The organism is Bradyrhizobium sp. UFLA05-109, from assembly GCF_054185165.1.
The window spans coordinates 114,875-133,219 of sequence record NZ_JBBIAR010000017.1 but is presented as its reverse complement, the minus strand read 5'-3'; the positions used below and the strand labels follow the sequence as shown (position 1 = coordinate 133,219).

The window sequence follows — 18,345 nt, the reverse complement described above, 5'->3', positions numbered from 1 at the left end:
GAGGCGGTTCGGCCCCTATTCCGTGCGGACCTGGAACTCAATCTTCCATCGGCGATCGGAGTTCGCGTGCCTCATCCAAAGCTCAAGGATGCCAAGTTCGGTGACGACGGGACTGACGCGGACCGGCACCACCTGCCCCATCGGGACGTCAAGGGCCGGGATCGCGACTTCGAGTAGGCCAGCGTCATCAAGGTCACGCTCGGCGTCGGGGAGTATCTGTCCCGGCGTATCGCCGCTTCGTACCGAGGAGGAGAAAAACCGAAACTCCGCCGTGCGGCCGGTGACAAGGCCGAACTCGCGTCCTTCGATCAGCAGTTCCGTGCCTTCCTGCATCCCCTGCGGAACAACACACAATGCCTTCAGCGGCGGCTTGTAGCCCGGAACGGCGGGCATCGACGATTCCAGGCCGATGTAATAGGAACGCGCCGCGCCGGCCTTAATGCGCACGCCCTTGCCAGTGGCGCGGTGGCGTCCGTAGATCGCGCCGCCGCGTGCGACGGCGAGGTCTGGTTCGAAACCCTCCAATTCGCGGACTGGCCGGCCCCCATTCCAGGACGCCAGCAGCTCAAGCACCCGGGTACGGATTGGGGCGGCCTTGAAAACGCCCCCATTGAACAAGACCGCAGTCGGCATCAGCACCTGCGCGTCAGCCGAAACCTCCACCAGACCGGCAAGCTTTTCGCTTGCCTTCACGTTTTGCAGACTCCGAGCGAGAAACTGGGCGATATGCTTGCTGACGACCGGGTCGGAAGCATAGGGCAAACCGAATTCCTGCAGCCCTGTCATGCGGCTCTCGTGCGGCAGGTCGTCGACACTGGTTCTAGCGAAAAAACCGTCGACGACAACTTGCTCCAGTGTCTCGCGATCGAGAGTCGTTGAGACAGTTTTGGCAAGCAGGCTGGAGCCGCGCGACGGGACCGCGATCGGCGCCTGCGCCAGCCCGGTATCATCAAACAGCACGATCTTGGCTTTGGAGGCGGCATGCACGAGCGCCAGGAACTGCCAGGAATCCAGTCGTTTGCCCGCGGCCTCAAGCTTGGCGTTCAGCGCATACGCGAGCGCCAAATCCATATTGTCGCCACCTAGCAGAATGTGCTCGCCGACGCTGACACGCTCAAGCTCTAGCCGGCCTTCGACATCTGTGACCGCGATCAAGCTAAAATCCGCTGTCCCACCACCCACATCGCAGACCAGCACGATGTCGCCATCAGCAATCAGTTTTCGCCATTCTCTGCCCGTCTGCGCCATCCAGGCGTAAAATGCAGCCTGCGGCTCCTCCAGCAATGTGACGTCCTCAAGGCCCGCAGCCTTGGCAGCCTCGGCGGTGAGGCTTCTTGCGACCTCATCGAACGAGGCAGGAACGGTTACAACGATCTCGCCTTCCGCCAGGTCCCAATCCCGCCCCTGCGCCCGCTCGGTATATAGAACCGCCTCTCTGAGATGTTGGAGGTAATGGCGCGAGCATTCGAGTGGCGAGAGCTTCTCTTCCGCGATGTCGGATCGCCACGGCAGAATCTTCTGCTTCGGGTCGATATGCGGGTTGGACAGCCAGGATTTGGCGGAGGTCACAACGCGATCAGGCACGAGCGCCCCCCGCTCGCGCGCGAACTGGCCAATGATCACGCGCTCCCCGGCATCATTCCAGGGCAGAGGAAAAGAACTCTCCGGGAACTCCTCGGAGTGCGGAATATAAACGGCGGACGGCAGTGTAAGCATCTCGCCGATTTGATTCGGCCCTACGGTTTGCGCGATTTCGATAATCCTGGTCTCACCACTCTCGAGATCGGTGATCGCGATCGCGCTGTTGCTCGTGCCGAGGTCGATAGCAAGACTGAAACGAGCGCTCATGAAGGGGGTCCTGGTTGTCGTGCTTTCAATTAGCGTCAATAGCCGCGCGTGATGGAAAGCACCGGTTGTACGTAATCCGACTCGGGCGCCCGGCAGCCGGCCGATGCGAGCCCGCTTATCTCAGTTCCACCTCCGCCGGAGCGATTGCCGGAAGTCGATCAGTCGAACTCCACAAAACGCGCGGTAGATTCACCGCATCCGTTTTCCAGCCGTGGTGGACAAGCACTCCCGAGAACGGCGCCGGGCCGCTTATCTTGCCCAGCAGTCGGTACTCGTCCGGCGAATAGCCAGCCGCGACCTGCACCGTCGATCCCTCGCTCTCTGCGCGCACGGGGGAGATTCGGAAGTGCTCCAGCAGGGCAGTCTTGCATCCGGCATGGACCACGCGCGCGGCTGCTCCAACCTGTGCGTCATCATGCGCGTTGATGTCGTCCATCAGGAAATCGACTAGCCGGCCCCTTGCCTGCAGCATCGCCAAAAAGCTAACGATCTCGGCGTCTGCCCGGTTTGCGCGAGTGGTAACAGGCATCGGTCGGGCCGCCTCAGCACCAGCACTTCGGCTATCCCGTGACGGGCCGCGCCAGACCATAATCGCTATCAGCGCGACAAGGCTCAGCGCCACCGCCCCACCCGATAGATACATTTGGAATGCGTTCGCTGCCGGTAGCAATTCCAGAGCGTTCACCACGACCAGGAGCAGAACCACTATAATGGCGATCGCTTTCATCGCGTGCATGTTTAGCCGCAGCTCCCTTTTGACCCGCATCAGCGTTGATTGACTCTTGTCCCTCAAGGCTTATGCGGCACGCTGGAACAGGTCAGGCCCGATCTCGCCGCGTCAGCAGAGCGGGCAGACCTAGCCCGCTGTAAAGCGCGGGCGCGGACCCGGTTAGGTTTCCACAACCATCGAAAGGTAAGCAAATCACACTTTGCTGCGGTGCACGAGACCGGAAGTGGCCCTGCGCTGACGTGCCTTGGTTCTCCGCCGATGTCGATATTGGTGGCAAAGCGGACACCGCCTTACCAAGCGTCCGGTAAGGGCCTTTTTATGATGGGGTGGACGCCCTGTGTCGCGGAGTAGCCGCCGAGCCGGATCAAGCCGAACGGCAGATAATAGAGTGCGCCACCGAGCGCGAATTAGAGTAACAGCGCCAGCGCATTCGTTGCGGAAAAATTTCGTGGACCGCTTTGCGCCACAAGCGCCCGCGCTTCTCCGGACGCCCCGCGCCCCTACATCCGGGTGGCGTTCCTTCTTTGCCGGACGAGGTGACCCGAGAGGCATACAGTCATGAAGTCTCGTCGGCAGGTTTTTGACCGGGCGGCGGCGGCACTTTTGCGGCCTTTTACTCCTATGCCTATCCCGCTCCTGCAGGTCTTGCGGACGCGAAAGTGATGCCCGATGGAGCCTACTTCGACCGGAAGCTCGGGGAATTTCTCCTGCCTTACGATGTGGTGAGACAATCAGCCGCCCCGGAGGTAGCGCTGATGGCCTTCCTGGAGAGCACATATCCGGCCGCAGCCGACCTCGGGCATTGGGATCGTAGAGCCCTCGATTGTCCCACTGGCGTAGCCCGCCGACCGCGGCCATTGAGCTAAGGGGCCCAAGGTCCCACAGCTGATTTTCAACTTGAAGACAGCGAAATCGATAAACTCTGAATTATCGGCAAACTTGATCGCTCGCGTCGACGAGGTAGTTGAATAGCTTGGTTGCCATGTCGGCTTCTGGTTCGCTGATCTGCAACCAGATGGCTTTGCTGTCTGGTTCTGAGGTGATTGTGTTGAAGAAGTCGCACTCGCGAAAGCACCTATAGCGCCAATAAACCAAGTGGCATGACCTGGACGGCCTTTATCTTACTGTTGGTGATGGCGATCGCAGCCTCGAAGTTCGTGCGCCATTCGCTCGCGGTGCTCGTCGCGATAGTGACGATCGTCGCACTGGTCTGGGTTTTGGCGGGGCCTCGGGATCCGCCACTTGGAGGCACTCGTTCGAGTTCGACGTCTCGCAGTACTCCATAGGTCGGCCGCGGAGTTTGGCGGGGCCAAACCCCTCAGCGGTGCCACGACAATGGAGTAAGCGGTGGTCGTTAGACCCATTACCGCCGAGCACCTCGCCTCGGCATTGACCCTAAACCGCTTATGCCGAGGTCGCCTTTGGGCTCGATCCCGCTCCGGCTCAACGTGCCGGGGATGACCGAAAAAGGCCAGCGCGATCGCTCTTGGGAGAGGGTTTGAGCGGTTATTCTCTGCCTAGCGAGAGAACCTGAGCCGCAGCAGTCGAGCAACTTTCTTTCGAGATTCTCTCCCTCCGCCATTTCTACGCCACAGCTCTCCCTGTGTATCCGATTGTTCGCATCTACCGCAAGGCGACCGAAGAATTCCGCGATCTTGCGCTAATTCCTCGCGCAAGCTGTAGGTTTTTCGCCGTGGGTTCGGAGGATGGTTCTTTCCGCCACCACACAGTTTTCCTTTGTATCCGATTGTTCGAATCGACAGCGGAAACAACGAGTAGCGCGACTAAGGCTGTTGCGGCTAGTTCCGGAATCTTACCCTACTCACCACGCAAACCGTAGGTTCTGATCGTGGGTTCGGAGGACGGATTTCGCGAGGCAGAACACATGTCCGGCAAGCTCAAGCCCCGCTCGACTCGAAGGCGACGGCCGGTCACCCAACGCATTGATCCGTCATGGCGTTTTCAGAAACGGCGAGACCCTGTTCATTTTCGACGAGCCAGTTCTGCGGAGCTGAGGCACCCTCCCGGCCGGATTTGTTGAATAGCGGGAATCTAGAGATGCGTCGTCCCCCGTTCATTGCCGATCAGGCCCGGAATGCGCGCGGTCTCTTGGGCCGGCTCATCGCCTTCATCATGGCTCGTGAAACCTGGCGCGAGAATCTGCGCGTGATGGATAAGCTCGGTATCGAGCAGGGCGATCATGTGCTCGACGTCGGATGCGGTCATGGCCGCAGCCTGATGGAATTGGCCGCGCGGGCTCCTCGAGGACGCGTCGTCGGGGTGGACCCCTCTGAGCTGATGGTCGAGATCGCGGCGCAACGAAACCGCTCCCTTATCGAAGCCGCTCGCGTGGATGTCGTGCTTTCGGGTGTGGAATCGCTGCCGTTCCCCGATGACGTGTTCGATAAGGCGCAGTGCGTTCACGTGCTCTATTTCTGGAAAGATATCGAAATGTCGCTGCGCGAGATCGCGCGCGTACTGAAGCCGGGTGGCCGTCTGGGATTGCTGTTCCGGACAAACGCTGACCGCAAGGTCATCGCATCGTTCCCATCGGAAATTTATCGCTTTCCGGCGCTGACCGACGTAGCGGCAGCGCTCCAACGAGCCGGCATGAACGTCGATACTGCGTGGGATGACTCGAACGAACCTGCTCTAGTGTTGGCGACGAAGCGGCGCGTCTTGAACTGAAGCGGTCAGACGTCGGCAGTCGTGGACAGACGTTCGACCACATCGTCGATCTCGTCGGCTGTGGTGTGCCTGCCCAGGCTGAAGCGGATCGCTCCCATTCCGATTCTCTCGGGCACGCGCATGGCTGCGAGAACGGGCGAGAGCTCGATTTGGCCGGAATGGCACGCCGAACCCGTCGATGCCGCGACGTCGTGCAATTGGCTCAGGATATCCGCGCCTATCCTGCCGACGAACGACACGTTGAGGGTGTTGGGCAGGCGACGGGTGGGATGGCCGTTGAGTGCGACGCCTTCGCCGAAACTATCTTGCAGCGCCTGCCATAACCGATCGCGCAAGGCTTCAATGCGGTTCATCGGCGCGAGGTCTGCGGCCAGTGCACAGGCCGTCCCAAGCCCAACTGCGAGCAGGGCGCTCTCGGTTCCGGCGCGTCGGCCCGATTCATGACCGGCGCCGTGAATCAACGGTTCAAGCGTGAGTCCTCGCCTGACATACAGCGCGCCGATGCCCTTAGGGGCGTAGAGCTTGTGGCCGGCGATCGTCAGCATATCGACACCAAGCTCGTCCACCTTGGTCGGAATCTTTCCAACCGATTGAGCCGCATCGGTGTGGAAGCGGATTCCGTGCTCTCGCGCGATCACGCCGATTTCGGCTATCGGCTCGATCGTACCGACTTCGTTGTTGGCGTGCATGATGCTGATCAACAGCGTCTGCGGAGTAATGGCGCGGCGGACGTGCTCTGGATCGATCAAGCCTGTCCGGTCCACCGGAAGGTATGTGACCGAACCGCCGTGCCGTTCGAGAAACCGGCAGGGGGCAAGAACGGCAGGATGTTCGATTACCGAGGTGATGATGTGCGCCCCTTGGCGATTGAGCGCGAAGAACGTGCCTTTGATTGCGAGATTGTTCGCTTCGCTGCCACCGCTAGTAAACACAATCTCCTCGGGTGCAGCGCCGAGCAGTGAAGCCACTTGACTACGAGCTTGCTCCAGAGCGGCTTTTGCAGCCGCGCTCGCCCAATGGCCGCTGGAGGGGTTGCCGAAGGCGTCGCTCAGCAATGGCCGCATGGCTTCCGCCACGGCTGAATCAATCGGTGTGCTCGCATTGCAATCGAGGTAGATCGGCCGCATCGACGCAGTCATGTACCTTGCTAGGTGTGATTAAGTTGGAGCCAGGGCAGTTGCTCATTGGCGAAAAAATGTTTGCTCGGTTGCAGCTCCGCCGCCCGATCGAAGGCGCCGACGTGATAATGCGTCTCCGTCGGGAAATGCACGGTAGCGCAAGTCAGCGTCGAGCCGCAGCGGGCGCAGAAGCCACGCGTGGTTCCTGGGCTTGATTTGAACGTGGTGATGGTGCCCTCGATCGTCGTGACAGCGTCGTTCTCGAACCCGACGAACACGCTGACGGGGGCGCCGGAATGGCGGCGGCAGCTTTCGCAGTGACACCAGAAGACTCCCTTCGGCCGACCTCGCGCCTCGAAGCGCACCGCCCCACAAAGGCAGCGTCCTGAAAAGGTCTCGTTCATTGTCGTGCTCCGGGCCGGCCTTCCATGGCGACGAACACTATCGCCCCCGAGAGGAAAGTGAGCGCGCCGATCGCTCCGATCGCCCAGGTCATGCCGAACAGGTCGGCGATGATGCCGGCCGACAGCGCCCCGATCGCGTAACCGAGATCGCGCCAGAAGCGGTAGACGCTCAGGGAACGTGCGCGCCAGCTTGGATGCGAAGCATCGGACACGGCGGCGATCAGGCTCGGGTACACCATGGCCGTGCCAAGTCCGAGCAAGAGGCTGCCGACCAGCCACCATTCGAAATGGCTTGTTGCGGCGGTCAGGAATAAACCCGCCGCCTGCACCCACATGCCGGCCACGATCAAGCCCTTGCGGCCCCAACGGTCGGAAAGAGGGCCCGTGGCTATCTGCAGGATGCCCCAGGTCGCGGGATAGACGGCCTTCAGTATGCCGATCCGGTCGACTTGGAGGCCAAACGAGGCGAAGAACAGGGGAAAGATTCCCCAGCTCATCCCATCATTGAGATTGTTGACGAGCCCGGCCTGCGACGCGGCGAACAGATTGCGGTCCGCGAACGACGTGAGGACGAAGATCTCCTGGAAGGTGAGCGGAGACGCTTGACGCGCGTGCGCCGCAGTCTCCAACCGGACGTGCTCCCGGGTGTCGTGCACAAGCAGAATCGACAGAGCGGCGCCGAAGACGGCGTAGGCTACGCCGAGGTAGATCGGTGCCGGCCGCAGTCCGTACTTCGAGGCAATATATCCGGTGAGGAAGGCGGTCACTCCAACCGCGAGATAGCCGGCGAACTCGTTCAAGCCGACCGCAAGCCCGCGCGACTTCGGGCCGACGAGATCGATTTTCATGATTACCGTCATCGACCAGGCAAGACCCTGGTTGATGCCGAGAAGGGCGTTTGCTGCGATGACCCATCCCCAACTCGGCGCCCACATGATCATGAACGGCACCGGCAGCCCGACGATCCAGCCGAGAATCAGAACGCGTTTGCGTCCCCAAGCGTCGGCGAGTTGGCCCGAGACCAAGTTGGCGCACGCCTTCACGACGCCGAAGCTGACGATGAACGAAACGACGAGGGTCGTCGAACTGATCTTGAACTCTTCGGAGCCGATCAGCGGCACGACCGTTCGCTCGATTCCGACCATTCCGCCGACGAACGCGTTGATCAGGACGAGCAAGGCAAACTGCGGCCAGTTCTCTTTCAGCCCCAGTCGGACGGATGGGACAGTCTGTGGTCCGGTTACAGCCTCGGTCATGAGATCAGGCCGCGGCCGCCGCCGTGCCTGAGTTTGCCGCCCTGATCTTCGCGGCTTCCGGTGGCGCCGGCGGAATCTCGGCGACCATGAACCGGACAAACTCGGCTTCGTTCTCGATCGTGAACGCCTGATTGTGCCGCTTCTCGAAGCCGATTGCGGACGATGGCTTGCCGCTCAGGCGGCGACCGCAGACCGAGCCCGCATAAGCGCCCGGCAGCACCTCGACGTAGTCTGGAAGCTCCTTCAGCCTACTCACGCTTCGGAACAGTTGCCTGGCGCCTTCCTCCGCGCTCACGGCAAGTTCGGTGCGGCCGAGATCGCCGACCATGAGCGTGTGTCCGGTGAAGACGAACCACGGTTCGTTGGCGCGCGTCCGGTCCGTCACAAGGACGCAGATGTGCTCGGGCGTGTGGCCGGGCGTGTGCAGCACGGTGGCGGAGACGTTGCCGAGCGGAAGTACATCGCCGTCGCGCACGCCTTTGTAGGGAAACGATACGCCAGCCTCCGTCGAGAGCACGTACTCGGCTCCCGCTGCGGCCGCGAGTGCCCGGCCCGCCGACAGGTGATCGGCATGGACGTGGGTGTCGATGACGTAGTGTATCCGCATGCCGGCATTGTCGGCGGCCTGCAGGTAGGGCTGAATATCGCCGACCGGATCGACGACCGCACCAGCGGCCTTGCCGCCGCAGCCGAAAAGGTAGGAGATACCGACTGGATCGCTATGCAAGAACTGGCGGAGAATCATGGACTTGCACTCCCTCGTGAGAAACGCTAGATACATTCAATCGATCTGCTGAATGATATATTGAAGGAGCGCCGTGTCAAGCGCGGGACCCAAACAGGCGATCTATGAAAACCTTGCCCAGGTGGCGCAGGCGCTCGGCCACGCTCACCGGCTTGAGCTTCTGGAGCACCTTGCGCAGGGGATACGCACGGTCGAGGAGCTGTCGGCTCGGGCACATCTGACGTTCGCCAATACGTCGCGGCACCTGCAGATCCTCAGGCGGGCGCGTCTCGTCGAGACCGAGCGTCGCGGCAAACACATCCTCTATCGTCTCGCCGGAGATGCCGAAGTGGTCACGCTGATCAAAGCGCTGGGGCGCGTCGGTGAACGGAATGTCGCCGAGATCGGTCGTGTTGTGACCGATTACTTCCAGGCACGTGATGCGCTTGAGCCCGTCTCGCGTGACGATCTGGTCGCGCGATTGCGGGACGACCTCGTTACGTTGCTCGACGTGCGGCCCGAGGATGAGTTCGCGCTTGGCCATCTACCGGGGGCGCTCAACATTCCACTGGCCGAACTGGAAAGACGTTTGGGCGAGTTGCCGAAAGGTCGTGAAGTGATCGCCTACTGTCGTGGGCCCTATTGCGTGCTTTCGTTCGAGGCCGTGGCGGCGCTGAGGGCCCGCGGTTATCGCATTCGCCGTCTTGAGGACGGTTACCCGGAGTGGAAGGCCGCAGGCCTGCCGACCGAATCCGCGGCTTGAGACAACTCGTCAGGTGCATCATGGATGATAAGCCTCATCGCGCGGAACCCGCGTGGCCGATCGTTGGCGTTAAGGATCACGCGGCGCCCTCGGTGTTCCGACCTGAATCCCTGTTGAGGGAGGCGCGCCGGCAGAGGCGGTTGCCGCTCGTCGCTGTGCCCGAAATCTGCGTGCTCGATCCGGACGGTGACGTCGTCCGCCACCTTAAGCGGACCGGCGCCGGCCGGATGCACGAAGGCTGGGCCTGCTACCACACCGAACTCCTTGCCTTCGATCTCGACGGCGTCGGCGAGGTCGGAATTGTCGGCTGCGCGGTCGGCGCCCCCTTCGCCGTCCTGGTCGCCGAGCAGCTGTTTGCGTCGGGCTGCCGGCTGCTGGTCAGCGTCACCTCGGCTGGCCAGATCAATGCCATAGGACCGACTCCCTATTTCGTGCTGATCGACCGCGCGCTGCGCGACGAGGGGACGAGTTATCACTACCTGCCTGGCTCGGCTTTCGCCGCGGCACCCGACGTGTCCCTTCTGGATCGCGTCGAGCGGGCGGGCCGTTCGCTGCCGGAGAAACTGCATCGCGGCTCGACCTGGACGACGGATGCTCCCTATCGCGAGACCGAAGCGGCGATCTCGCGAGCGCGCGATCTTGGGACTCTCGCCGTGGAGATGGAGGCCGCAGCGCTCTACGCTTTCGGCACGACGAGCGGCAACTCGATCGTCTGCTTCGCTCACGTCACGAACTCGATGGCGCAGACCGAAGGCGACTTCGAGAAGGGCGAGGCGGACGGCGCCAAGGCCACGCTCGCCGTCGTTGCCGCTGCGGCGCGGGGGTGGCGAAGTTCCGGGTCATGACCTGCCTTCGGTATGCGAAAGCTTGGCTACATCTCCATTTGACGCAATCATCAGTCTACGCTAATCATTAGTGATGACTAATGATCTGACGTCGGCCAGCCATGCCTAAAGACAGCGTTCAATTGGCCGCTCTCGGCGATCCCACTCGCAGACGAATTTTCGAACTGGTGGGCACGCGGCCTCGGACTGTCGTTGAGCTCACTCGAGAACTGACGGTCTCGCAGTCAGCCGTCTCCCAGCATCTGAAGGTGCTGCGCGAATCTCGTTTGGTTCGTGCCGAGCCAAAGGGAGCCAGCAACATTTATCACATCGATCCAGCGGGGCTCGGCCAGATGCGCGCCTGGCTTGACCGGTTCTGGAGCAGCACACTGGCGGCCTACAAAGTGGCCGTCGAAAAATCAGTGGAGGACCAGCAATGAATAAACGTGTATCGGCCGCGCCCATCAAACAATCTATCGTGGTCGAGGCGCCTATCGAGCGCGCGTTCAAGGTCTTCACTGAAGATTTCGGGAGCTTCAAGCCTCGCGAGCACAATCTGCTCTCCGTCCCCATCGCAGAGACTGTATTCGAACCCCGGGTTGGGGGACACGTTTATGATCGAGGTATCGATGGCAGCGAATGCCGCTGGGCGCGTGTGTTGGCTTTTGATCCGCCAGATCGCGTGGTTCTAAGCTGGGACATCAGCCCGCGCTGGCAAATCGAAACCGATCCCGACAAGACCAGTGAGTGGGAGGTGCGGTTCATCGCCGAGACGCCGAGCCGGACGCGATTGGAACTGGAGCACCGTCACCTCGAACGTCATGGTCAAGGTTGGGAAGGCGTGCGCGACGGCGTTGAGGGTGATCAGGGTTGGCCGCTCTATCTGAAGCGGTACGCCGAGCGTATTGCCCGCGAGGCATGATGCTCGCGTGTCCCATGCGACGTGATCGGAATTTGCGGAGTTCTGTATGGCAGCCTACTCGTTTAGCATTGTCGGAGTGCTCTTCCTTTGCCTCCTTTCAATTGGGCTGGCGGTCTATTCAGGATCGTCCAAAGGCAGGGCCGGGGCACTCTCCGGGCCCGTCCTGCCGTTGGATGACGACAACTTGCTGTACCGGATAGATCGCGTTCACATGAACACGGTGGAGGCGCTGACGCCTTTTGTGGTTCCGGCTGTATTAGCTATGATGGTGGGGGTAGGACCCGCCACGCTTGCAACGCTCGTTTGGATCTATATCGCAATTCGTCTAATCCACGTTGCGGTCTATTTACGCGGCGGCAACGCCGCCAAAGGCGGCAGCATCAGAACCATTCTCTATGTTTCAGGTGCGCTCGTTACCATCATTCTCATTGCCGTATCTATCGTGGCTGCCATCCGCTAGGATATCGACACTGGGCCGCCTGACCACGGCGTTAATTTCGGTTCTGGACCTAGGCGCCGGTTACTCGGAAGAGCGAACATGGGGAAGACGCTACGGGCCAGCGCTGTCATACTTGTTGCAGCGCTGATCGCCGGTCACGCCGGCGCGGCCGATATCAGTTATCTGGCGCCGCCCGGCCTCCCGGCTGCGGAATTTCCCGCACCGCAACGTCCCGTCGCGCCGATCGTCAGTCCCACCCGCGAAGTGCGCCGGGACTCTCTCGATGAAAGCGGTCAAATCGCCCGCATCCTTGAACTTAAGCCCGGTATGACAGTCGGTGATATCGGCGCCGGCAGCGGTTACCATACCCTTCGTCTCTCTCCACTCGTTGGCCCCACAGGCTCGGTGATCGCGGAAGATGTTACGCGCGACTATTTGGTCGAGCTTGGCGAGCACGTCGCGCAGCTGAAGCTGTCAAATGTGAAGTTGGCGCTGGGTGAACCACACGATCCGCGGCTGCCTGCCGCTTCGCTTGATGCGGCCATTCTGGTGCACATGTACCACGAGATCGCCCAGCCCTATGCCTTCCTCTACAATCTCGCACCTGCCCTGAAATCTGGCGCCAGGATCGGGATTGTCGACCTTGAGCGTCCGACGGAACGGCATGGCACGCCGATCGAACTGCTGCGCTGCGAACTCTCCGCGGTAGGCTATCGCGAGATCGTCACGCATCAACTCGCGGGCGACAGCGGATATCTGGCGGTGTTTTCACCGCCGCAAGATGCAAGCCGCAAGTCGCCTCATGAAATTGTCGCTTGCGCGGCTCACTGACCGCCAACTGCCGCTATGCGCCTTCTTACGCCGCACTACGTTGCCGAGCGAAATCGAGTTGGAGACGGCGTTGTTATCGATGAGCGACCATTGGTGGATAGGCTTTGTCGGAGGCAAATTGCGTTTTATGCGTAGCTCAAACTGTAGGTTTTGCTCTGGGAAACTCGAAAATGCTATAATTTCCAATGAGGATTGACTGACACTCTCTCCGCCACCCAGCCGAAGCCATTTCGTACTTCGACGGGGAGAAAGGCCGATAATCCGGCCGTTTCCCTGCATTTTTCTCGCCAGAGAAATCCCGTTGCCGATCTAATTAAGCATTCGATAGACCCGGAGAACCGAAGATTTCCGCCACCAACTGCGAGGTCAAGGCCTATTGGGTCACAGTGGACTTGTGTCATGACCGACAAAACCAATGATCTTTCCATTCTCGACTGTGACCACATGAGCCCACCGATTTTCGTATCGTTGGCCAGATTTTCGAGCGATGGCATCCGTGCGTCCGAACACGACAACATTGCTGCGCTCGGTGATGTACTCGGAAGGTTCAAAGGTTTTTATGTCCAATGCGTCTCCCAGGATTTGGAAAAACGCGCCGACCTGTTCAAGTCCCTTTCGTTCACCGGCCCAGGGCACGGGGCCGTAGTACTTCCAATTGACACCAGGGCTGAGGGCATTGAGAACAGATTGAATGTCGCCTCGCTGGAATGCGTTATAGACAGAACGTACAAGGTTGGTGTTGTCAGTCATCTTGGCCTCCCGTGATCGTGTTCTCGCCAGATGGAAAAATGCGATTCAATGTTACCGCGCAATTTGTGCACTCGGCGCATATCGAACCTACTGCTCAAGCTGTGATCGTTGTCTTCAGAGTAGGCCTAACGCGACGAGTGACGGTCATACGATGAAATCGCTCGTGTGCAGCAGCAACGGCTTCCCACTCAGCATTACGACAGCATCGTTGTTCGCATCGTACCCGGGCTGGTTGTCATTGATGATGACGTAAGTGCCGGCATCCGTTCCGCTTTTGATGGTGACTTCGGCGGCTCCATTCGCCTTCAGATTGGTCATCGTGAGAACGCTCGCGAGATCTGCGGCAAGACTACCAGTGCCAACCGACTTCACGATGCCGGTGCTCAGATCAATAACATTATGCCCGATCTGAAAGTTATCGACACCGGGAGTGAAATCGGTGATCGTATCGAACGCCGCAGCCTGCGAGTTTGCCAGGGTCTTGAATACGAACGTGTCGTTTCCGCTGCCACCCGTTAGCGTATCCGCTCCTAAGCCGCCGTCGATCACGTTGCTGGCCGCGTTTCCTATGAGCCTGTCATTTCCGGACCCGCCGGTCACGTTCTCCACGCCCGAGATCGAGCTGAAACCTGTTGCGATCGAGTTTGGCAGATTGACCGTCACGCTTGAGGTGGTTCCGGTGTAGCTCAGAGTGTCGGTACCGGCACCAAGATCCAAATTAGTCTCCTCGACGTTCGTAACTGTGCCACCCTCCAGTATCAAACCGGCTGCCGACACAGTGACGTGGATCGTCTCGTTAGCGGTCGTGCCCTTAATGTTAAGAGTGTCTTTTCCGCTGCCACCATCGATCGTGTCCGTACCGTCGCCAACTGCATAGATAAAATTGTCCTTGCCGTCACCGCCAAAGAGCTGGTCGTTTCCGGGGCCGCCAATCAGCGTGTTACTGCCCGAACCACCAGTGAGCACGTCCTCCTCATTCGTGCCGGTGATCGTCGCCGCATTAGAGGTCAGAGATACGCCAGCGACATTGGTTACTGTCACCGAAATCGCCTGCGTGTCGAACCCTCCGTTGCCATCGGAGACTTGAACCGTCACATCGTACACGTTGTTGCCCCCGGCGTCGGTCGGATTCTCATAATTGGGAGCATTGACAAACGCGAGCGCGCCGGTTGTCTCGTTAATCGTGAATAGCGTATGGTCCGGGCCACCGGCGATCGAATAGCTTAGTGTTTGGCCAGCGTCCGGATCGGTTGCCGTCACCGTCATCACCGCCGTGGCGTTCTCCCCAATCGAAACCGCCGCCGTCGCGGACGCCGCTGGCGTCCCCGCGCCATCCTGATAGCCTTGTTGGACCTCGGCTTGCGACAATGCGCGGTGATAGAGTGCCACACCGTCAAGCTGACCGTCGAAATAAACTCCCTCCGCCCGCCCGATTGACAGCGGCGCGGCAACATCCGGAATGGCTATTGCTTCGTCTGCCGAGCCGACAAGTTGCCCATCGACATAAAACTGGTAAGACGATCCTGTCCTGGTGATATCGAACGAGTACCACTGTCCAAGGGTTGGCTCAAATGGTGCGGCAATAAAGAGGTACTCTCCAATGTCTGTGTTGACGTGGAAGCCAATGCTCCCGGTAAACAATTCAACGAACCATTTATTCCGTGCACCAGCGCCTTCATCTTGCCCTATCGCAAGATCCCCGGCGGCATTGGGGGTGGAGTTAAAATTGGCCCAGAACTCGATTGTGAAGTCGCCGCTTCCCAAATTCCATTCGGATGAATCGGGCACGCTGACATAATCCGAGGATCCGTTGAACTGCAGGGCATTGCCGGTCTCTCCGGGCACGTAAGTGGCGCCAATAATCGTCCCGTCGTGACCGCCTTGCTGATCGTGCGCGATCGGACCGCTGGTCTCATCGAAGGAGTAGAAGGCAACCAACGCAGTGTCGCCCGATGTAATGCTTGGAGGCTGATTGGGAAGTGTCATGGACATTTCTCCATCGGCAAGGTCAAGCCAGCCATCACCGTTGAGCTCCCAGATGGCGGCTCCATAGGGCTGTGACGATCGAGCTAAGGCTGGGACGAGCGAGCTAATATGTTCTAGTAAAGCCGAGTGTTGTAATATCTTTCTCCTTCTCCTGATGGCTGGCTTTCCCCGTCGCGACACATTGGGCGAAGCGGAATTTTTGTCGTGACCGAAGCAGCTAGTCATTCCAAAGAGCCCATCCTCAATCAGATGATGGCGGGCGATTTCGGCTCCAGGTTGCATTTCGCGTAACAGGAACGGCGTTGTCGGCATCATGTCAGGAGCAGACCAGCTTCCTCGCTAGGCCTTTGCACTAAACACCTAGCCAGTCACGAGGCACGTGGCCGCCCATCGGGTGGGTTCCGGTGTCGCGCGGCCAGGCGACTGCACGCGGAGAAGCCCAGAAATCCCGTCCCTCTCGCCTACCGAGAGCACCTGAGCCGCAGCGGTAGAGCAAGTTTTTTTCTAATTTCTCTCCCTCCGCCGGCATGAAGATGTAGGACATGCTCATTCCCGTGATGTGCAGCCTCACCCAGTTTGGTCGCGCCTTCCGCCATAGGGGGTCGATCCCTCCAGCCGCTGTTGGGCGTACCGCCAGATTTAACGCATGGGCGCGCGGCGCTTGCTGGGCTATTCCGCAAGATGGGATCCGGAGCATACATGAAAAAACAAAGGTCCGGCGCGCACACCGGGCCTTTGTCGTTCAGGACTTGCCGTAGATCGACCTGCCGTGGCGTCCTTGACGATCTCGCCCTTGCTCAGAGCCGCACCCACCCAACACCCCCCACACCGGGGTGCGCTGCGTTGACGCCTTCGCCCGGATGGACGGCTTCGACGACGCGCTCCACATGGGGCGGTTCTTTATAAAGCTTCACGGCACCGAGCCCTTCCGGGGCGTATTGATGCGCTGATAGAGCGTCGTCAGTTTTTCCACCCCGGCACCCAAGCAACACCCACCCACACCAGGGGACCTTGTGCGATGGGCGTACGCTTCTCGGGACCGGCCGCGATGGGTGTACGGTCGGCGCCCCCGACGACTTTCTGTAGTTGCGTGTCGTCCAGCTCCGGCCTGAATGACGGTGTCACGTGTGCCTGTATCTTGGTCATGCTTCTCTCCTGTCTCGCGCCTTGCACGGCCTAAGTTTCTCGAGCGTCTTAGCTGGTCGCATCGTCAAGGACCGTGACCTCCGTCGCCACTGGAGGGCGACGGTCACGGCAGCCAGCAGCAAAAAGACCAGCAGCGAAATTTGGTTCTTTTGTCTCTCGGACGGCCGAGGCCGCGGCGGCGATACCGGCCGTCGGTTTAGCCACACACACGCAACCACCATGCCGATGAAGACGCAGAGGATGCTGGTGCTGGGCGCGGTTGACTGATCTTGGATCCGCATACCGACAAACAGATAAACCACTCGGTTCCATATATTTTCCTGAAGAATAGTAATCAGCCTGAGCTGAACGCGTCTTTCGGACGAGGAGCGCTTGGCAACCCGCCGCGGGTCTATCGGAGATGCGGCCGCAGCGGATTGCGCGTCAGTCTGTCGGCGGGCCGCTAGTTTGCCGAAACACGCGACGTCAACTCGCCCGCCCTCATTCCGCAGCTATCGAGTCCCGGCTGGTCGGAAGCGGGATGGCGGAACGGAAGACGTTGTCGGGGTCGTAAAACCGTTTGACCCTGGCCAGCCGTTCGGCGTTGGGGCCAAAGCTTCCTGCCGCACGGTCAGCGCCGTCTGGTCCAAGCAAATTCGGATACCCGCCCGGAAGCGCGATCGTGTCGAAAGCGTGCCGCGTGTCGCGAACCCACTGTTGATGCCGGCGCTCTTCCGATCTGTCCGCCCGATCGGGACACGAAGCGATAAATTCGATCATCACATGATCGCGGCGAAGGCCGAACGCCGTTGCTTCCACCGGCACGCGCGAAGCCGCGCCTCTGAACTCGTGACTCACGATCGCGCATCCGGACGAGACGGCCTTGGTCATGGACTCGACAAGAAGGTCGACGCTGACGCTGTCGAGCGCTGGTAGCGAGCACGTTTCCATGAAAACCCGCCGCCCGTTCACGATATGCGGGTCGAACACCGACAACGACGTCCCGTAGCGAACCGCATCCAGGGAGTTGACGAGCAGCGTTCCGAGTTCAAGCAGTGGTGCGATATGCTCATCGCCCTGTCCCTGCCTGCCACTCCATGTCGGCACCAGCATGATGACCGGCACGCCGTCAGGGCCGGCAACTGCACCGACCTGAACGGTCAACTCGTCGGGCATGGCGGAGACAGTGTCGGCAAAGCGCCGCAAGACCGTTCTGGCCTCCGAAAACGGATAGATCAGCATGCCGGACACGACGTTGGGCAGCTCGTGCAGACGAATGCGCATCATGGTTACGACGCCAAAATTTCCGCCGCCGCCGCGCAGTGCCCAGAACAAATCCTCGTCGCGGCCATGTTCGGCAGTAACGATGCGTCCATCCGCCAGGACAATTTCAGCGGCAAGCAGATTGTCGAGCGCCAGCCCAAATCGGCCGATCAGCGGGCCATAACCGCCGCCTAGGGTGAGCCCCGCCATACCGACAGGACTGCACGAGCCCGTCACGGCCGCTAGGCCGAGCGGATCGGTTACGGCGAGAACGTCCGAGGTGCGTGCGCCTCCCGCAACCTGAGCGATAGGCCCGACGGAGTTGACGGTCGCGCCGTTCATGCCGCTGACGTCAATGACCAGCCCTTCGCATAACGCGCGGCCGGCCCAATCATGGCCTCCGCCGCGGACTGACAACGGGAGTTCGCAGTCGCGGGCGGTTAGAATTGCTGCCCGCACATCTTCGGGTGTCCGGCAGTGAGCCACCGCGCGTGGCATGCGGCCGTCCGGTTTGGCCCAGATCGCCGTTGCTGCGGCGTACGGCTGTTGGCCGGGCCTCGACAATTGGCCCGACATTTTTCCGGCCAGGCGATAAAGTTTGCTTTCGATCAGATCCTTCATTGCTCTTTCTCCTCGTGGCGGCGCGAACGCGCATGCGCCGTGCGCGGTGATTT

The 18,345-nt window shown here is 60.4% G+C and carries 17 protein-coding genes and 1 pseudogene; 8 read left to right on the top strand and 10 right to left on the bottom strand.

The features are described 5' to 3' along the window. Window positions 1-15: 15 nt before the first annotated feature. Together Q3C01_RS15020 and Q3C01_RS15015 are read right to left on the bottom strand one after the other, a co-directional pair. A complete protein-coding gene (locus Q3C01_RS15020) occupies window positions 16-1,848 on the bottom strand; it encodes an Hsp70 family protein (protein ID WP_458146101.1) in 1,833 nt (610 codons plus the stop codon). Window positions 1,849-1,963: 115 nt separating this feature from the next. Beyond that, a complete protein-coding gene (locus Q3C01_RS15015; RefSeq protein ID WP_458146100.1) occupies window positions 1,964-2,584 on the bottom strand; it encodes a DUF2760 domain-containing protein in 621 nt (206 codons plus the stop codon). A 443-nt stretch (window positions 2,585-3,027) separates the two neighbouring features. Here Q3C01_RS15015 and Q3C01_RS15010 point away from each other — a divergent pair. Next, a pseudogene (locus Q3C01_RS15010) lies at window positions 3,028-3,444 on the top strand (DUF5996 family protein); the annotation flags it as partial. A gap of 1,243 nt (window positions 3,445-4,687) precedes the next feature. Beyond that, the gene (locus tag Q3C01_RS15005) at window positions 4,688-5,266 is read left to right on the top strand and encodes a class I SAM-dependent methyltransferase (RefSeq protein WP_458146099.1); all 579 of its coding nucleotides are present in this window, start codon (window positions 4,688-4,690) and stop codon (window positions 5,264-5,266) included. A gap of 5 nt (window positions 5,267-5,271) precedes the next feature. Here the strand turns inward: Q3C01_RS15005 and Q3C01_RS15000 are convergent, their stop codons facing one another. From Q3C01_RS15000 to Q3C01_RS14985, 4 genes are read right to left on the bottom strand one after another with little or no spacing between them, the layout of a single operon-like run. Continuing rightward, window positions 5,272-6,393, bottom strand: coding sequence for a cysteine desulfurase family protein (locus tag Q3C01_RS15000; protein WP_458146098.1), 1,122 nt, complete (start codon window positions 6,391-6,393; stop codon window positions 5,272-5,274). 20 nt (window positions 6,394-6,413) lie between these two features. After that, window positions 6,414-6,788, bottom strand: coding sequence for a GFA family protein (locus Q3C01_RS14995; RefSeq protein ID WP_458146097.1), 375 nt, complete (start codon window positions 6,786-6,788; stop codon window positions 6,414-6,416). Beyond that, on the bottom strand, window positions 6,785-8,044 hold the full coding sequence (locus tag Q3C01_RS14990) for an MFS transporter (RefSeq protein ID WP_458146096.1): 1,260 nt from the start codon (window positions 8,042-8,044) through the stop codon (window positions 6,785-6,787). Before Q3C01_RS14990 ends, Q3C01_RS14995 begins: the two co-directional genes overlap by 4 nt. A gap of 4 nt (window positions 8,045-8,048) precedes the next feature. Further along, entirely contained in the window at window positions 8,049-8,789 is a 741-nt protein-coding gene (locus Q3C01_RS14985) for an MBL fold metallo-hydrolase (protein ID WP_458146095.1), read from the bottom strand. Between the two features lie 73 nt (window positions 8,790-8,862). Between Q3C01_RS14985 and Q3C01_RS14980 the strand changes: the two genes are divergently transcribed. The 6 genes from Q3C01_RS14980 (at window position 8,863) to Q3C01_RS14955 (ending at window position 12,547) form a co-directional block, all read left to right on the top strand. Continuing rightward, window positions 8,863-9,531 (top strand): ArsR/SmtB family transcription factor, encoded by a 669-nt coding sequence (locus tag Q3C01_RS14980; protein ID WP_458146094.1) that lies wholly within the window; start codon window positions 8,863-8,865, stop codon window positions 9,529-9,531. Window positions 9,532-9,671: 140 nt separating this feature from the next. Beyond that, window positions 9,672-10,376 (top strand): nucleoside phosphorylase, encoded by a 705-nt coding sequence (locus Q3C01_RS14975; RefSeq protein WP_458146093.1) that lies wholly within the window; start codon window positions 9,672-9,674, stop codon window positions 10,374-10,376. Between the two features lie 101 nt (window positions 10,377-10,477). Beyond that, on the top strand, window positions 10,478-10,795 hold the full coding sequence (locus Q3C01_RS14970; protein ID WP_458146092.1) for an ArsR/SmtB family transcription factor: 318 nt from the start codon (window positions 10,478-10,480) through the stop codon (window positions 10,793-10,795). Further along, on the top strand, window positions 10,792-11,277 hold the full coding sequence (locus tag Q3C01_RS14965; protein WP_458146091.1) for an SRPBCC family protein: 486 nt from the start codon (window positions 10,792-10,794) through the stop codon (window positions 11,275-11,277). The genes Q3C01_RS14970 and Q3C01_RS14965 overlap by 4 nt, the downstream gene beginning before the upstream one ends. A 46-nt stretch (window positions 11,278-11,323) precedes the next feature. Then, the gene (locus Q3C01_RS14960; protein ID WP_458146090.1) at window positions 11,324-11,737 is read left to right on the top strand and encodes an MAPEG family protein; all 414 of its coding nucleotides are present in this window, start codon (window positions 11,324-11,326) and stop codon (window positions 11,735-11,737) included. 78 nt (window positions 11,738-11,815) lie between these two features. Then, window positions 11,816-12,547: a class I SAM-dependent methyltransferase gene (locus Q3C01_RS14955; RefSeq protein ID WP_458146089.1), complete on the top strand. Its 732-nt coding sequence runs from the start codon at window positions 11,816-11,818 to the stop codon at window positions 12,545-12,547. A 381-nt stretch (window positions 12,548-12,928) separates the two neighbouring features. Here the strand turns inward: Q3C01_RS14955 and Q3C01_RS14950 are convergent, their stop codons facing one another. The 4 genes from Q3C01_RS14950 to Q3C01_RS14935 all read right to left on the bottom strand — a co-directional run bounded on the left by Q3C01_RS14950 (window position 12,929) and on the right by Q3C01_RS14935 (window position 18,292). Beyond that, entirely contained in the window at window positions 12,929-13,297 is a 369-nt protein-coding gene (locus tag Q3C01_RS14950) for a nuclear transport factor 2 family protein (RefSeq protein ID WP_458146088.1), read from the bottom strand. 144 nt (window positions 13,298-13,441) lie between these two features. Further along, the gene (locus tag Q3C01_RS14945; RefSeq protein ID WP_458146087.1) at window positions 13,442-15,283 is read right to left on the bottom strand and encodes a LamG-like jellyroll fold domain-containing protein; all 1,842 of its coding nucleotides are present in this window, start codon (window positions 15,281-15,283) and stop codon (window positions 13,442-13,444) included. A gap of 960 nt (window positions 15,284-16,243) precedes the next feature. Then, entirely contained in the window at window positions 16,244-16,429 is a 186-nt protein-coding gene (locus tag Q3C01_RS14940; protein WP_458146086.1) for a hypothetical protein, read from the bottom strand. A 480-nt stretch (window positions 16,430-16,909) separates the two neighbouring features. Next, window positions 16,910-18,292 (bottom strand): FAD-binding oxidoreductase, encoded by a 1,383-nt coding sequence (locus tag Q3C01_RS14935; protein WP_458146085.1) that lies wholly within the window; start codon window positions 18,290-18,292, stop codon window positions 16,910-16,912. Between the last annotated feature and the right edge of the window lie 53 nt (window positions 18,293-18,345).

Coding starts and splice junctions, on each gene's coding strand:
- Q3C01_RS14990 (WP_458146096.1), bottom strand. CDS start 8,044: ATGACCGAGGCTGTAACCGGACCACAGACTGTCCCATCCGTCCGACTG.
- Q3C01_RS15000 (WP_458146098.1), bottom strand. CDS start 6,393: ATGCGGCCGATCTACCTCGATTGCAATGCGAGCACACCGATTGATTCA.
- Q3C01_RS14995 (WP_458146097.1), bottom strand. CDS start 6,788: ATGAACGAGACCTTTTCAGGACGCTGCCTTTGTGGGGCGGTGCGCTTC.
- Q3C01_RS14960 (WP_458146090.1), top strand. CDS start 11,324: ATGGCAGCCTACTCGTTTAGCATTGTCGGAGTGCTCTTCCTTTGCCTC.
- Q3C01_RS14950 (WP_458146088.1), bottom strand. CDS start 13,297: ATGACTGACAACACCAACCTTGTACGTTCTGTCTATAACGCATTCCAG.
- Q3C01_RS14970 (WP_458146092.1), top strand. CDS start 10,478: ATGCCTAAAGACAGCGTTCAATTGGCCGCTCTCGGCGATCCCACTCGC.
- Q3C01_RS14985 (WP_458146095.1), bottom strand. CDS start 8,789: ATGATTCTCCGCCAGTTCTTGCATAGCGATCCAGTCGGTATCTCCTAC.
- Q3C01_RS14955 (WP_458146089.1), top strand. CDS start 11,816: ATGGGGAAGACGCTACGGGCCAGCGCTGTCATACTTGTTGCAGCGCTG.
- Q3C01_RS14935 (WP_458146085.1), bottom strand. CDS start 18,292: ATGAAGGATCTGATCGAAAGCAAACTTTATCGCCTGGCCGGAAAAATG.
- Q3C01_RS14965 (WP_458146091.1), top strand. CDS start 10,792: ATGAATAAACGTGTATCGGCCGCGCCCATCAAACAATCTATCGTGGTC.
- Q3C01_RS15015 (WP_458146100.1), bottom strand. CDS start 2,584: ATGCACGCGATGAAAGCGATCGCCATTATAGTGGTTCTGCTCCTGGTC.
- Q3C01_RS15020 (WP_458146101.1), bottom strand. CDS start 1,848: ATGAGCGCTCGTTTCAGTCTTGCTATCGACCTCGGCACGAGCAACAGC.
- Q3C01_RS14945 (WP_458146087.1), bottom strand. CDS start 15,283: ATGACACTTCCCAATCAGCCTCCAAGCATTACATCGGGCGACACTGCG.
- Q3C01_RS14940 (WP_458146086.1), bottom strand. CDS start 16,429: ATGACCAAGATACAGGCACACGTGACACCGTCATTCAGGCCGGAGCTG.